Origin of the sequence: Exiguobacterium undae DSM 14481 (assembly GCF_000620805.1) — a bacterium.
Lineage (GTDB): Bacteria > Bacillota > Bacilli > Exiguobacteriales > Exiguobacteriaceae > Exiguobacterium_A > Exiguobacterium_A undae.
Genome location: NZ_KK211187.1, coordinates 2,340,943 through 2,356,455 on the forward strand (window position 1 = coordinate 2,340,943; position 15,513 = coordinate 2,356,455).

14 protein-coding genes are annotated in these 15,513 nt (G+C 48.4%); all 14 read right to left on the minus strand.

What is annotated here, in order from left to right:
• Positions 1-2 precede the first annotated feature (2 nt).
• Positions 3-1,652, minus strand: a complete 1,650-nt coding sequence (locus P397_RS0112930; RefSeq protein WP_028106814.1) for a methyl-accepting chemotaxis protein — start codon at positions 1,650-1,652, stop codon at positions 3-5.
• Positions 1,649-2,626 (minus strand): BMP family lipoprotein, encoded by a 978-nt coding sequence (locus tag P397_RS0112935; protein WP_028106815.1) that lies wholly within the window; start codon positions 2,624-2,626, stop codon positions 1,649-1,651. Before P397_RS0112935 ends, P397_RS0112930 begins: the two co-directional genes overlap by 4 nt.
• A gap of 159 nt (positions 2,627-2,785) precedes the next feature.
• Positions 2,786-3,451 (minus strand): deoxyribose-phosphate aldolase, encoded by a 666-nt coding sequence (gene deoC / locus P397_RS0112940; RefSeq protein WP_028106816.1) that lies wholly within the window; start codon positions 3,449-3,451, stop codon positions 2,786-2,788.
• Between the two features lie 75 nt (positions 3,452-3,526).
• Complete coding sequence (gene rarD / locus P397_RS0112945) at positions 3,527-4,411, minus strand: EamA family transporter RarD (protein WP_026833667.1); 885 nt, start codon at positions 4,409-4,411, stop codon at positions 3,527-3,529.
• Positions 4,412-4,433: 22 nt separating this feature from the next.
• The gene (gene rarD, locus P397_RS0112950) at positions 4,434-5,309 is read right to left on the minus strand and encodes an EamA family transporter RarD (protein ID WP_028106817.1); all 876 of its coding nucleotides are present in this window, start codon (positions 5,307-5,309) and stop codon (positions 4,434-4,436) included.
• A 65-nt stretch (positions 5,310-5,374) separates the two neighbouring features.
• Positions 5,375-6,070, minus strand: a complete 696-nt coding sequence (gene rluF, locus P397_RS0112955) for a 23S rRNA pseudouridine(2604) synthase RluF (RefSeq protein ID WP_014969772.1) — start codon at positions 6,068-6,070, stop codon at positions 5,375-5,377.
• 125 nt (positions 6,071-6,195) lie between these two features.
• Positions 6,196-7,530, minus strand: a complete 1,335-nt coding sequence (gene mtaB / locus P397_RS0112960; protein ID WP_026833670.1) for a tRNA (N(6)-L-threonylcarbamoyladenosine(37)-C(2))-methylthiotransferase MtaB — start codon at positions 7,528-7,530, stop codon at positions 6,196-6,198.
• Positions 7,531-7,535: 5 nt separating this feature from the next.
• Entirely contained in the window at positions 7,536-8,282 is a 747-nt protein-coding gene (locus P397_RS0112965) for a 16S rRNA (uracil(1498)-N(3))-methyltransferase (protein ID WP_028106818.1), read from the minus strand.
• A gap of 4 nt (positions 8,283-8,286) precedes the next feature.
• Positions 8,287-9,234 (minus strand): 50S ribosomal protein L11 methyltransferase, encoded by a 948-nt coding sequence (gene prmA, locus P397_RS0112970; RefSeq protein ID WP_026833672.1) that lies wholly within the window; start codon positions 9,232-9,234, stop codon positions 8,287-8,289.
• A gap of 24 nt (positions 9,235-9,258) precedes the next feature.
• Entirely contained in the window at positions 9,259-10,365 is a 1,107-nt protein-coding gene (gene dnaJ / locus P397_RS0112975) for a molecular chaperone DnaJ (RefSeq protein ID WP_026833673.1), read from the minus strand.
• A 133-nt stretch (positions 10,366-10,498) separates the two neighbouring features.
• Entirely contained in the window at positions 10,499-12,325 is a 1,827-nt protein-coding gene (gene dnaK / locus P397_RS0112980) for a molecular chaperone DnaK (protein ID WP_028106819.1), read from the minus strand.
• 46 nt (positions 12,326-12,371) lie between these two features.
• Positions 12,372-12,932, minus strand: a complete 561-nt coding sequence (grpE, locus tag P397_RS0112985) for a nucleotide exchange factor GrpE (RefSeq protein WP_028106820.1) — start codon at positions 12,930-12,932, stop codon at positions 12,372-12,374.
• A 24-nt stretch (positions 12,933-12,956) separates the two neighbouring features.
• Positions 12,957-13,994 carry a heat-inducible transcriptional repressor HrcA gene (gene hrcA, locus P397_RS0112990; RefSeq protein ID WP_026833676.1) on the minus strand — a complete coding sequence of 346 codons (1,038 nt, stop codon included), beginning with the start codon at positions 13,992-13,994 and terminating at the stop codon, positions 12,957-12,959.
• Positions 13,995-14,290: 296 nt separating this feature from the next.
• Entirely contained in the window at positions 14,291-15,457 is a 1,167-nt protein-coding gene (gene hemW / locus P397_RS0113000) for a radical SAM family heme chaperone HemW (protein ID WP_028106821.1), read from the minus strand.
• Positions 15,458-15,513 lie beyond the last annotated feature (56 nt).

Sequence of the window (15,513 nt, forward strand, 5' to 3'; positions counted from 1 at the left end):
CATTATAATTTAAATTGACTCGTTTGATGATCAAGTGAGGTCGTCGTCTGCTCAAGCTCTTGCATCAGTTGATGAATCTGTTCAAACGATGCTTGTTGATCGCGCATCGAAGCAGCGACTTCTTCATTTCCGGCTGCCAACTCCTCCATCACACCACTGACCGAACTGACTTGATTCACGACTTGATTGGCTTGATCTTTCGACTGGAGCAACTGCGTCGTCATGAAGTGGACAGCTTCCGTGACATCGGCGACATGCGTCCGTGTTTTTTCAAATGCCAATTTGACTTCTGCAAAGTTTTGAACTTGATGTTCCTGTTCTTTTTCTGAGCGAAGCAAGGCTTCTTGTAAAATCGCTCCGTCCGCACGAATCGAGCGAACAAGTGAAAAGATCGAGCGGGTCGCTTGATGGGTTTCGTCCGCCAACTTCTTCACTTCACTTGCAACCACTGCAAACCCACGTCCTGCTTCTCCGGCTCGTGCCGCTTCGATTGCCGCGTTTAACGACAGCAGATTGGTTTGGGCGGAGACGCTTGAGACAAGTTGTGCCATCTGTTCAATCTGTTGGGTTTGCTGCAGGAATCCGGCCAGTTTGCGACCGAGTTCCTGATTTTGAAGGGACGCCGTTTCGAGTGATTCTGCCTGTTCCTGCATAATCGTCGCGCTTTTCCCCATCGTCGTATCTGCCAGTTGTCCCTGGCTTAACGCCTGTTGCGCCCGTTGTTCACTCTGCTCGAACAACGTACTCATGTTTGTAATCGTACTGACCGTCATCTGCAGATCGTCCGAGACGGTTTGGGTGCCGCTTGCCATTTCGTTGATCGCATGTGTCATGTTTCCGGACACTTCGACGATATTGGCATTTTCAGCTGTCGCCTGTTCGCTCATCTGATTGATGGTCGTCGATGTTTGACTGATTGTACCGATCACCCCGTGAAGTGTACCTTGCATCTGGGCAATCGCCGACTCGAGTCGGCCGATCTCATCCGTCCGTCCGGAAACTTGCAGTTGTTGCGACACATCGCCTTGCGAAATCTGTTCCGCCGTTTTGACGACACGGCTGATCGGGCGTGTGATGCTGCGAGCAAAATACCAGTTATAAAGTGCCAAGGCAATGAGCAAAACAAACGTCGCAATCAGGACAGAACGTGTCAGGTTCAACGTCTTGTCTTTTGCCTCTTGTTGCAAGACATCATAAAACTCACCGTTTTTCGTATGTAACGTATACAGATCACTCAATACACCCTCAATCCGTGCTGCGTACGACCGGATCGTAATCGGATTGAGTTCGTTCAGCAACGTTTCCCGTTCGGAAGATAAGGCCGTATACTTCATTTTTGCCCGGTCCAAGTCCTGTTGAAAACGGTCAATCAAGTATGCTTTTTGGAGCGCATTTAATGCCGCCTCATTTTTCTGACTGAGGGCGAGTGCCTGTTCCTTTTGGTTTTCTGAAGGTTGGCTCGCCAGACGGTTCCATGCCGCCTGCTCATACAATAGTTTCGTCTCCAGTTCAGAAATCTCAACGAGCTGTTTTCCGTAATCTTCGTTGTACGATTGAATTTGCCGCAACTCAAATAACGTCCAACCCATCAAGGCGACGACACTGACGATTGTCACGAGCGTCGAAACTAAAAATCGTTTTCGTAACGTCATTGTACATCCACCTTTCCTTCCAATACATCTTGTTTCAATTGTTCGAGCTGTTGCAGTTCTTTTGGTGTGAAGTTGGCATTACGAATCGGTGCCAATTGAATCGCTCCGTCCTTCACCCCTAACACGATTTGACCGGATTGCAGACCGGATTCCTTGACCGTGTCCCCGATTTTCGTAATCGCGAGATCGACCTGTTTCAGCATGGATGTCATGACGGCGTCCGGTGCAATCGTTGTCTGGTCACTGTCGACACCAATCGCTTTTTTGCCGTTCGCTTCCGCCGCTTCAAGGACACCGCTGCCGGTTAATCCCGCCGCTGCGTATAACACATCCGCCTTCTTTTTCATTTGGGCGTCCGCCAGTTGTCTCCCTTTGTCCGGTGCGGCAAAATCTTCCGCATAATCCACAAGGACACGGATATCCGGATTGACGGCTGTCGCCCCTGCTTTGTATCCTTTTTCAAACTTTTCGATGAGTGGCGACTTCATGCCGCCGATAAAGCCAATCGTTTCACTTTCTGATTGGATGGCCGCTGCTGCCCCTGCCAGGTAACTGCCCTCATCTTCTTTGAACGTGACGGATAATACATTCGGCAACTCCGAGACCGCATCAATCAATGCGAATTGTTGTTTCGGATACTGCTTGGCGACCTTCTCCAAATCTGCTTGCCCCATGAAACCAAGACCGACGACAACGGTTGGTTTTTGTTTGGCCAATGTGGCAAACGCCACTTCGTATGACTTCGTTTCATTCAGTTCTCTATAATCAATGAACCAATCTTCCTTTTCACGAAGTAAGGACATGCCGCTCATTGCAGCATCGCTGAATGACTGATCCCCTAATCCGACATCCGATAATACGACCGCCATCTCCCGGCGCTCCTTTACTGCTTGTTGTGGGTCATCGATGACGCTACCGCACCCCGCTAAACCAACTGTCAGCGCAAGTAAGGATAAACCGATTCGTTTTGACATTTTTCCACTTCCCCTCCCTGTTCTACACTGGATTATCGGAAGGGTTGTCTGACTTCTTAACCTAAAAATCAAATTCAGAATTGTTTTAAAACAAAAAAACATGTCCTTCTCGCAACAGAAGTTGCAAAAAGGACACGCTGATGGGTGAATCCGATTAAATTAGTAATCGCTGTCCGAAGAACCGCCTGTGACGATCGCGATTCCGGCAGAAGCGCCGATGCGTGTTGCGCCGGCATCGATCATCGCTTTTGCTCCTTCGAAGTCACGGACACCACCTGATGCTTTCACACCGATGTCAGGTCCGACTGTCTCACGCATGAGACGAATGTCTTCTACTGTTGCGCCGCCTGTTGAGAAACCAGTTGACGTCTTAACGAAATCTGCGCCTGCTTTGACTGATAATTCAGCAGCTGTTTTGATTTCTTCTTTTGTTAAGAGGCAGTTCTCAAAGATGACTTTGACAAGTGTGCCGTTTGCCGCTTCGACAACCGCACGGATGTCGCGTTCAACGAGTGAAAGATCGCCGTCTTTTAACGCACCGATGTTTAACACCATATCGATTTCTGTTGCACCGTTTTTGATGGTATCTTGTGTTTCAAATGCTTTCACTTCTGGTGTGTTCGCACCGAGTGGGAAGCCGATCACCGTACAGACTTTGACGGCATCGTCTGATTTTAAGAGTTCTGCTGCGAGTGCAACGTTTGTCGGGTTGACACAAACGCTTGCAAATTTGTATTCGAGTGCTTCTTTACAAAGTGTTTCGATTTGGGCACGTGACGTTTCTGCTTTTAAAGCCGTGTGGTCGATCATTGCTGCTAAATTCATGATTAGTTCCTCCTTAAGGGTATCCCTTATACTCTGTTTCCATTCTATCACGCAAGAGGTCAGACTTCTATCTTTTTACGCTACTTTCCGCAGTTGTTTTTTTCGAATCAACAAACCGTTTAGTGTAAAGACGAAAGCTGCCGACCAAATAAATGTAAACGCAATCAAGTGAGTTCCCGTAAAGGGTTCGCCGTACAGGAGGACACCGATGGCAAGCGACAACGTCGGAGCGACGAACTGTAGAAAACCGACGACCGTAAACGGAATCCGTTGGGCGCCAAATCCGAACAATAACAACGGAACGGCCGTGATGACACCGGTCAATACAAGTCCAGTCGTCACGAAACCGGACGACGTAAACGTTTCTTGTCCGCTGACACCCATGTAGCCTAAGAACAGGATTGCGATTGGTAATGGCGCGAGCGTCTCAATCGTCAGACTGACCGTTGATTCTAAAGGACGTTGTTTTTTGACGACGCCGTAAAAACCAAAGCTGAAGGCTAGTGCCAAGGAAATCCAAGGAAATTTCCCATAGCCGATCGTCAGGATCAAGACACCGATCGTTGCAAGCAGAATCGCAAGCCACTCGATCCGCGACAGTTTTTCCCGGAAAAAGAACACCCCGAAAATAATGCTGACAATCGGATTGATGTAATAGCCGAGCGAGGCCTCGACGATGAAGTTATGATTGACCGCCCAGATGTAGATGAACCAGTTCATGCTGATGATCAGCCCGTTCAGAAAAAAAAGTCGTCGGGTGAACGGATTTTTCAACGCTCCGGTAAACTTTGGCAATGCCTTTTGAACATATAATAACAGCAGTAAAAAAATGAACGACCAGACAATCCGGTGCGCTAAAATTTCTTCGCTCGAGACACTGGCGAGCAACTTCCAGTAAATCGGCAACAAACCCCAAATGACGTAGGCGGCTAATGTCGCAAACAAACCCGATTTATTCATTATTAGTTTCCTCTTTTCTGGATCACGATACTTTTTTCATCTTCATCCGACCGCTCGATATCCCGCTGATGGTAAAGACAGCGACAGCCAACCAAATGAACAAGAACGCGATGAAGTGAATCGGTGTAAAGACGTCATTGAATAAAAAGACACCGAGAATCAAGGTCAGGGTCGGAGCGATATATTGTAAAATCCCGACATAGACAAACGGAATTTTCGGCATTCCGTATCCGAACAACATCAATTGCACCGCAGTCGCTACGCCAAGCATGACGATGGCGAACAAGGCTTCTGTCGGAAGAGCAATCGGGTTCGCTCCTGTAACCCCAAGTGTCAACATAGCAAACGGCAACGTGACAAGCGTCTCAAGAAACAGACCGGATAACGGCTCGGCCGCCGCCTTTTTTTTGAGGACACCATAAAAAGCAAACGAGATGGCAAGTGAAAACGCGATGATCGGAAACTTTCCGTAGCCAAACGTTAAAATCAGGACACCCGTGATGGCGCTCGCCATCGCAAGAAGCTGTGCCCGGTTCAGACGTTCACCAAAAAACAACAAGCCGAATAAGACACTGACGAGTGGATTGATGTAATAGCCGAGCGAGGATTCGACGATGTATCCTTCGCCAATCGCGTACAGGTACAAGGTCCAGTTTCCCCCAAGGACAAGTCCTGCTCCTAAAACGGTATTGCGTTGACGTTTACTTTGCCAGAGTTGCTTGACGTGCTTAAACTTCCCTGTCAGTCGCAGTAACAACGTAACAAAGATAAAGGCACTGATGATTCGGATTGAGACGACTGTCCACGCCGGTACCTCATCCGCAAACAGTTTATAAATCGGCAGCAATCCGCCGATCACATAGGCGACAAACGTCGCACTCATTCCCCGTTTATCCACGATGAACCCCCTTTTCCTTATATGTATACAAGTAAAGCCGCCATCATCATGGCGACTTTTTCAGCTTATTGTTGATCGAGAATCTGGAACAAGGTCTTCATTTCCGACTCCGTCAAGTCGCGCCATTCCCCGATCGGTAAATCACCGAGTTCGACGTTCATGATCCGGACACGTTGCAGGCGTTTGACCCGGTAACCGAACTCTTTGCACATCCGGCGAATTTGCCGGTTCAACCCTTGTGTCAAAACGATTCGGAACGTCCGCGACTCGAGCTGTTCAACGACACATTCCTTCGTCGTCGTTCCAAGAATGTCGACGCCGCTTGCCATACCTTCGATAAACGTTTCCGTAATCGGTGCGTCGACCGTTACGATGTACTCTTTATCGTGGTTGTTTTCCGCACGTAAAATCCGGTTGACGATATCCCCGTCGTTCGTCAGGATGATCAGTCCGTCAGAATCTTTATCAAGTCGTCCAATCGGGAAAATCCGTTTCGGATGATTGACGAAATCAATGATGTTCCCTTCGATATCACGCTCTGTCGTACACGTGATTCCGACCGGTTTGTTTAAGATCAAATACTCAAGTTCCGGCTTCGCTTGTAACGGTTGTCCATCGATCTCGACGGCATCTGTTTTTTCGACCTGAGAGCCGAGTTCGGCTACGTTTCCGTTGATCGTCACACGTCCGGCATCGATTAATTTATCGGCTGCCCGCCGGGAACAATATCCTGTTTCACTGATGAATTTATTAATTCGCATAAGTTTGTGTCCTCTTTCTCTTGTGTAATCTTTACTCAGTGTAGCGTATCCGTTACCTGAAAACAAAATAATTTATCGCACCAAAAATAAAGTTCGTCTTCCGGTTACCGGAAGACGAACTCATTTCAGATCGCTTGTTCTTTTAATGTCTCCATGATACGGACAAATTGTCCGTCGTTCATTGGATAACCGGCTTTGGTAATTTTGACACGAACGAGTTGACCAATCAATGATTCGTCCCCTTCGATCGCGACACGTAAGTAATTATCGGTATAACCGACAAGACGACCGCCTGCTTCTTCCGAAAATTCTTCCGGAATGATTTCAAGCAGTTCTCCCTCGTATTTCGATGCATATTCTTTCGCCAGTTGATCCGACAAAGCAATCAACCGGGCGACACGTTGTTCTTTGATGTTCTCATCGACTTGATCATCCATCATCGCAGCCGGTGTACCGGTCCGTTTCGAATACGGGAAGACATGCAGTTCACTGAACTTATGATCGTTGATGAAGTTAAACGTCTCCATAAACTCTTCTTCCGTCTCCCCCGGGAAACCGACGATGACGTCAGACGTGATCGCACAATCCGGTAAGACTTCTTTTAAGCGCGTGATCCGTTCACCGAACTCCGCCATCGTATACTTCCGGCGCATCCGGCGCAAGACCGTATCCGATGCCGATTGAATCGGAACATGAAGATGTCGGACGACGATCGGCGAATCTTTTAAGACGTCGAGTACTTCATCTGTGATTTGGCTTGCTTCAATCGAAGAAATCCGAAGCCGTTCGAGACCTGTCACGGACTCGAGCGCTTTTAACAATTTCGCTAAGTTGTAGTCTTTGAGGTCTTCCCCGTAACCGCCCGTGTGAATACCGGTCAGAACGATTTCCTTATAACCTGCATCCACTAATTGTTGTGCTTGCTTCAAGACATCTTCCGGTTGACGGGAACGCATCAGACCACGTGCCCACGGAATGATACAAAACGTACAGAAGTTGTTGCAGCCTTCTTGAATCTTCAGGGAAGCCCGCGTCCGGTCCGTAAAGGCCGGGACGTCGAGTTCTTCATACACTTTTGCCTTCATGATGTTCCCGACGGCGTTGATCGGCATCCGTTCTTCGCGGAACTGTTCGATGTAACCAATCATCTTGTGGCGGTCCTGTGTCCCGACGACGACATCGACTCCCGGAATCGCCATGATTTCAGCAGGAGATGTCTGGGCATAACAACCGGTGACACAGATGACACTGTCTGGATTTTGACGGATTGCCCGTCGGATGACTTGGCGGCTCTTTTTGTCGCCCGTATTTGTTACTGTACATGTATTGACGACATAAACGTCGGCATGATCTGCAAAGTCAACACGTCCATATCCCGCATCCTTGAACAGTTGCCAGACGGCTTCTGTCTCGTAATGATTGACTTTACAACCAAGCGTTTGAAAGGCAACAGTTGCCATTTCACTCACCCTTTCAATTCAAAATGATACGATACGGCGGACAGGACATAAAGTGGTGCCGTTTCCGTCCGTAAAATCCGTCGTCCGAGTGATGCCGGCACGAAGCCCACATCGGTTAAACGCGATACTTCCGTTTCCGTGAGTCCACCTTCCGGACCGATTACGACCAATAAGGAATCACCGGCTTGCAACCGTGACAGCGTAGAAGCGAAAGCTGCCGCTTCCCCGTCTTTCGCCGCTTCTTCATAGGCGATCAGACACGCCGTATAGTTGCCCGCGTCTTGTAGGACTTCATCATACGTCACATAGTCAACCGTCGGCAAGTGCGCCCGGTACGATTGTTCGGCTGCTTCTTTGATGATTTTCTGGAGCCGTTCAAGCTTTTTCGGGATTTTTTTGGCATCCCATTTCGAGACCGAGCGGGCCGATTCAAAAACAAGCAGCTGACTGACGCCAAGCTCCGTCGCTTTTTGGGCAACCAGTTCGACCTTATCCCCTTTCGGTAACGCGTACGCAATCGTCACCTGGATCGGGAGTTCCGTTTCAATCGGTAATTCTTCAATCATTTCCGCGACGGCCGTTTGCTTTTCGAGTTGGTCGATTCGGCAACGGAACAGTCCCGTTCCGTCTAACACCAAAATCTCATCGCCGACATCCATCCGCATGACGTTTTTCATATGATGGGCATCGTCTTTTGAGAGCGTGAAGGTATTTCCTACACGTGCGGTCGGATCTATGAAATATCGTTGCATCGGCTTAAGCCTCGCGTTTCGCGATAATCGCGACCCAGTCCTCGAGCTTCGTCGTCTCAACGATTGTGAACCCGGCATCGATCATTGCGTCACGTACCATGTCTTTTTTCTGACCTATGATGCCCGATGCAATGAAGTGTCCGCCCGGAAGCGTCAACTCATACGCATCGTTTACGAATAGTAAGATGACTTCCGCCAGGATATTGGCGACAATCAGTTCGACCGGTTCTTTCAATTCCTTCATCAAATCGCCTTGACGGACCGTCACTTGCTGGCTGACTTGATTTAGTGCCACGTTATCCGTTGCCGAACGAACCGCCACTTCATCCAAATCAAGTGCAAAGACATCCTTTGCCCCGAGTTTGGCTGCTGCAATCGCCAGAACACCTGAACCCGTTCCGACATCGACAACACGGTCGTTGTCTTTCAGGTAATTTTCAATCGCCTGAATACAAAGGACTGTCGTCGGATGTGTTCCTGTTCCAAATGCCATCCCGGGATCGAGTTCGATGATTTTTTCATCCGGTTGCGGTGTGTAGTCTTCCCACATTGGAACGACCGTCAGATGACGGCTGATTTTAACGGGTTTATAAAACTGTTTCCACGAATGGGCCCAGTCTTCTTCGTCCACTTGTGTCAGCGTGACAGTTCCTGCACCAATCGTCAGACCGAATTTCGTCAGCATCTGAATATCGCGCTCGATTCCTTTGATCGTATCCGTCAAATCACTGCTTTCCGCAAGATACGCTTTGACGAGAACACCGCTGTCCGGATATTCATCGCGCTTCTTCTCATCCCAAATTTCACCGAAGTTGTCTTCACGATGCGACATCATCTCGAAATCCTCTACGTCCTCGATGACGACACCACTCGCTCCCGCCTCATGTAAGATGTTCGAGACTGCTTCGATTGCTTCTTGTGTCGTATGGACACAGACTTCTGACCATTTCATTTCCTGTCACGCTCCTTTAGTGAATCACCCTGTAAAGAATGTTTTGATCCGGCTGAATACGCCTTCGTGTTGTTCCTCGACACCTTTTTCGTCACTGATTTCGTTAAACTCACGGAGTAATTCCTTTTGGCGGTCCGTCAGGTTTTTTGGTGTGATGATGACGACGTTGACGTATTGATCTCCGTGATGACCTGAACGGACGTTTGGCATCCCTTTGCCGCGCAGACGGAAACGTGAACCTGTTTGTGTGCCCGCTGGAATTTTCAAACTGACCTTTCCGTGAACAGTCGGTACTTCGATTTCGTCTCCAAGCGTCGCTTGTGTGAATGTCAACGGCATGTCCATGACGATATGATCGTCGACCCGTTCAAACAATTCATGTTCCCGTACACGAACGACGACATACAGATCTCCGAACGGTCCACCATTGACACCCGCTTCCCCTTTACCGGCCAAGCGGATCTGTTGCCCGTTGTCGATCCCGGCTGGAATCTTGACACGGACATCTTTGTTTTTACGGACACGTCCGGCACCACGACATGTTTCACATGGTTCTTTGACGATTTGCCCGCGTCCATGACACGTTGAACATGTCGTTTGATTGACGACACGACCAAACATCGTGTTTTGCTCGACGTTGATGTGTCCTGATCCACCACAACGTTTACATGTTTCCGGATGTGTTCCCGGTTTGGCACCTGAACCGTGACATGTTCCGCAGTCTTCTTCGACCGGAATCGTGATGACTTTCTCGACACCCGCGAACGCTTCCATGAAGTCGATTTCTTCGACATATTGCAAATCCTGTCCTTTGCGTGGAGCATTCGGATCTTGACGGCGTCCGCCGCCGAAGAACATGTCAAAGATGTCGCCGAATCCTTCCGCTCCGCCGAACCCGCCGCCACCTTGTGATGGATCTTGGTGACCGAACTGGTCGTAGCGTGCCCGTTGATTGTCGTCTGACAATACTTCATACGCTTCAGACAGCTCTTTGAATTTTTGGTCGGCATCGGCTTCCTTGTTAACATCCGGATGGTATGTCCGGGCAAGTTTTCGGTAAGCTCGTTTGATTTCTGCTGCTGAGGCATCGCGCGCGACGCCCAACACTTCATAATAATCGCGTTTTTCCACGTGCATTCTCCCTCTCTTTGGTTCCGATTCAATTCATACTGTTTGATTTTACCGAACTTCATGCGACATGGAAAGAGCCAAAGCGCGGATTACGCTTTGGCTCTCTCTAGCGCCCGAAAAATCGGTCGGTTACTTATTTGTTGTCTTTGTCGTCGACTTCTTCGAATTCAGCGTCCATGACGTTGTCGTCTTGTCCGCCTGCTTGTGCGCCTTCAGCGCCAGCTTGTTGTTGAGACATGTTTTCGTAGACTTTTTGTGTCAACTCTTGAACGACTGTCGATAATTCGTCTTTCGCAGCACGAATCGCTTCGATGTCTGTTCCTGCAAGTGCAGTCGTGACTTTTTCTTTCGCTGCTTCTGCTTTTTCTTTATCTGCTGCGTCAATTTGCTCACCGAGGTCTTTGACCGCTTTATCTGTTGCGAAGACGAGTTGATCCGCTTCGTTGCGAAGTTCCACTTCTTCTTTACGTTTGTTGTCTGCATCTGCGTTCGCTTCAGCATCTTTGACCATTTGGTCGATGTCTGCTTCAGTCAAGCCGCTTGATGATTGGATTGTGATCGATTGTTCTTTGTTCGTACCAAGATCTTTCGCTGATACGTTAACGATTCCGTTTGCATCGATGTCGAATTTAACTTCGATTTGCGGCACACCACGTTGTGCTGGCGGAATGTCTGTCAATTGGAAACGACCAAGCGTTTTGTTGTCTGACGCCATTGGACGTTCGCCTTGAAGAACATGGATGTCTACTGCCGGCTGATTGTCAGCTGCTGTTGAGAAGACTTGTGATTTCGAAGTCGGGATCGTCGTGTTACGGTCGATCAGTTTCGTCATCACGCTACCCATTGTTTCGATTCCGAGTGAGAGTGGTGTTACGTCGAGAAGGACAACATCTTTAACGTCCCCTGTCAACACGCCACCTTGAACAGCTGCTCCGAGGGCAACCACTTCATCCGGGTTAACCCCTTTGAATGATTCTTTGCCTGTGAAGTCTTGAACTGCTTTTTGAACAGCAGGAATACGAGTTGATCCACCGACGAGGATGATTTTGTCGATTTTGTCCGGTGTCATGCCAGCATCGCTGAGGGCACGACGTGTTGGAGCCATCGTGCGTTCTACGAGATCAGCTGTCAGATCGTCGAACTTCGCACGTGACAATGTCATTTCAAGGTGAAGCGGACCTGCTGCGCCGGCCGTGATGAACGGAAGGCTGATTTGTGTCGAAGAGACACCAGAAAGATCTTTCTTCGCTTTTTCAGCAGCATCTTTTAGACGTTGAAGCGCCATTTTATCTTGTGCAAGATCAATGCCGTTGTCTTTTTTGAATTCTGCGACTAGATGATCGATGATTTTTTGGTCAAAGTCATCGCCACCAAGACGGCTGTCACCGGCAGTTGAAACAACTTCGAAGACACCGTCTCCAAGTTCAAGGATCGAAACGTCGAATGTACCGCCACCTAGGTCATAGATGAGGATCGTGTGGTCTTCACCTTTTTCAAGACCGTATGCAAGTGCTGCTGCTGTCGGCTCGTTGATGATCCGTTTGACGTCAAGACCAGCGATTGTTCCTGCGTCTTTTGTCGCTTGACGCTCAGCATCGTTGAAGTAAGCAGGAACCGTGATGACAGCTTCCGTTACTTTTTCACCGAGGTAATCTTCTGCTTGAGCTTTGAGTTTTTGAAGAATGATGGCAGATACTTCTTGTGGCGTGTAGTCTTTGCCTTCGACTTCAACTTTATAGTCTGTACCCATGTGACGTTTAATCGACATGATTGTGTTCGGGTTTGTGATGGCTTGACGTTTTGCGACTTCCCCGACTTGACGCTCGCCGTTTTTAAAGGCAACGACAGATGGTGTCGTCCGGTTTCCTTCTGCGTTTGCGATAACGACCGGCTCTCCGCCTTCCATTACTGCGACACATGAGTTTGTAGTTCCTAAGTCAATACCAATGATTTTTGCCATGATAAATTCCTCACCTTCGAATAGTTATTGTAGTTTCAAGGACATCTTATTCTGCGACTTTGACCATACTTGGGCGGATGACACGATCGTGTAATTTGTACCCTTTTTGGAATTCAGCTGTCACGACGCCTGATTCGTGCTCTTCACTCGGCTCCTGAACGACTGCCTGATGCAGGTTCGGATCAAAGGCTTCTCCAACTGCTGGAATCTCAACGACGCCTTCATTTTGGAGTGTTTCCACCAATTGACGTTTAACCATCTCGACACCCGCTAAAACAGACTTCGTTTCTTCGTTGTCCGATTCAATCTGTAACGCACGATCGAGGTTATCCACTAACGGGAGTAACTTTTCGACGATGGTCTGAGACGAGTACTTTGCACGGTTTTCGGCTTCAATCCGGTTCCGACGTTTGAAGTTGTCGAAATCCGCACGGAGGCGTAATTCTGATGCTTTTGCTTCCGCCAGTTGCGCTTCGAAATCCGGTGTCGGTGCTTCTTCGACGAGATCCGCCTGTACGACTTCTTCTTCCGTCACTTCAACTGCTTCTGTTTGTTGCTCGGTAGTTTCTTCATTATTGAGGTTTTGATTCTGCTTTTTTTCTTCCACTCTGAATCGAGCCCCTTTCTATATTCAATCTAAGTTGTTTTTACGCAACTCAGTTTGGAATGCTTGTAAAAGATGAATGATCGAGTTGATGCCTCGATTGTAATCCATCCGTTTTGGACCAATCAGCGCCAATGTCCCGAGTGAGATTCCATCTACGGAATAATGCGCCCGGATCACGCTACAGTCCTTCAGGGCATCGACATTGTTCTCGCTACCAATCGTAATCAAGATTTGATTATCGAGATTTGGACTTAAAAAATCAAACAAGGCTTCCTGCTGTTCAATCAATTCGAGAACTGGACGCAATTTCGCGACATCCTGAAATTCCGGCTGATCAAACATGTTGGCTTTTCCCCCGAGATAAATCAAGGGACGTCCTTCATCCTGGTCCGTCAAGACGATATCAAGTGCTTTTGACAATAAGGTCGTCTGTTCCGAATGCTCGGAACGGAACCGTCTGATTTCTTCGAGCAGACGTCCACGCAACATGCTCAGCGGCGTTCCGCGTAACGTCTGGTTCAATCGTTCCATCAAGCGACTTGCCGCCTCACGTGAGAGGGCTTCCGCGAGCTGAAGTGTCTTATGTTCGACATGCCCCGTCTCCGTCACCAAAACGATGACGACACGGCCTTCTGCTAAGGGAATCAGTTCTAAATGATGGAGGCGTTGCCCTTCTTCTTTTGGACCTAATACAAGCGTCGTATAATGTGTCAATTCGCTCAACAAGTCCGCTGTATGTCGGATCAACCGATCATTTTCATTCACGGAATGGGCAAATAACGATTTTAACGCCTTTGCCTCTTGCGGTGAGATGCTTTCCGGACGAATCAGATGATCGACATAAAATCGATATCCAAGCTCGGATGGAATTCGGCCGGCAGATGTATGCGGCTTTTCAATCAATCCCATTTCTTCGAGGTCCGCCATCTCATTTCGAATGGTCGCGGAACTGAACGTCACGTCACTCCGTTTTGAGAGCGTCCGTGAGCCGACGGGTTGAGCGGTTTTGATATAATCATCGACGATTGCACGTAAAATCAACAATTGGCGATCCGTCAGCACCTTCTTCACCACCTTATTTTGTTAGCACTCACTTTTAACGAGTGCTAATTACATCTTTACTATAAGGAATCCTGGAAATGATGTCAACCAATTTGCTGAACCCTTTGAAGACTTTCCCATTCTGCGATACAGTGAAACAAACAAGAAAAGGATGAGGTCCATGCTGGAACTGTTTGCAATGGCCGGTGTGTTCGTCTGGGTATTCATCGCCATCATCGGAACAACCGCCTACTTTTTACGAAAACCCAAAAAATAAAACGGCGTCCGCATACTTTTGTATGGACGCCGTTTTATTTTTAAACTTGATCTGTTTTCTGCTCTTCAATCTCTGCCTCACCGATAAACTCGGCAAACACTTCATTGGCGAGTGGTACACCGGCATCTGTCAAACGGATATGTGTCGCTGTCCGCTCGACGAGCCCGCGCGGCAACAATTTCGCAATCGTCTGTCCAAAGACTTGGTCAAGCGAGTACCCGTATTTCGCTTCGAAGTGCTGTTCAGACACCCCTTCTTTCATACGTAGTCCGAGAAACATCTCTTCTTCCATCCGTTCCACTTCCGTCAACGGCGTCTCATTGCGGACCGGTAATCCCTCCGCTTTGATGTAGTGCGGAATCGGTGCGATGTTCGCCCGACGCGTCTTGTTGATGTAACTGTGTGACCCGGCACCAAATCCGTAATACTCGTCATTTTCCCAGTAGACCCGGTTATGCCGGCTTTCCCGACCCGGTAAAGAAAAGTTCGAAATTTCATATTGATGCAATCCACCGGCTTCAATCGTTTCAATCATTAAACGGTACATATCCGCCTCTAGATCCTGTGTCGGCAACGGCAACTTCCCTTTTCGTTCTTGAATCGCAAAAACCGTATGCGGCTCAAGAATCAAAGAGTATGACGAAATATGCGTAATCGGTAAACGCAAGGCCCGTTCGACATCATACCGGACTTGTTCGAGCGTTTGATTCGGTAATCCGAACATCAGATCCACCGAGATGTTATCAAATCGTTTCGCAGCATGCGCCAATGTCTCGGCCACTTTAGCTTCCCGGTGCGTCCGACCGATCCGTTCGAGTAATCCGTCGTCAAACGACTGGACACCAAAACTGACCCGGTTGACACCGCCCGCTTTCATGATATCGAGTTTTTCCGGCGAGACGCCGTCTGGATTGGATTCGACCGTATATTCCAGGGTGTCATCCGTCAGCGGTAAAAGATGTTTTTTAATGATATCCATCAAACGTTGCATTTGATCTTCGTTTAAGGCGGTCGGTGTGCCTCCCCCGATAAAAATCGTTTCGAGTCGATCCGTCGGATACTGTTGTAACGTCAGTTCGATTTCTCGTTCTAACGCATCCAGATATTCAGCGACCGGCTGATTTTTTAAAAAGACTTTATTAAAGTCGCAATAGTAACAAATATGTTCACAAAACGGAATGTGGACATACGCGGCGCGTGGAGTCATTTCGCCTCATCCTTTCTTTACTTAAACAGAAAAAGGGTGCGCCAAAACGCCCCCTT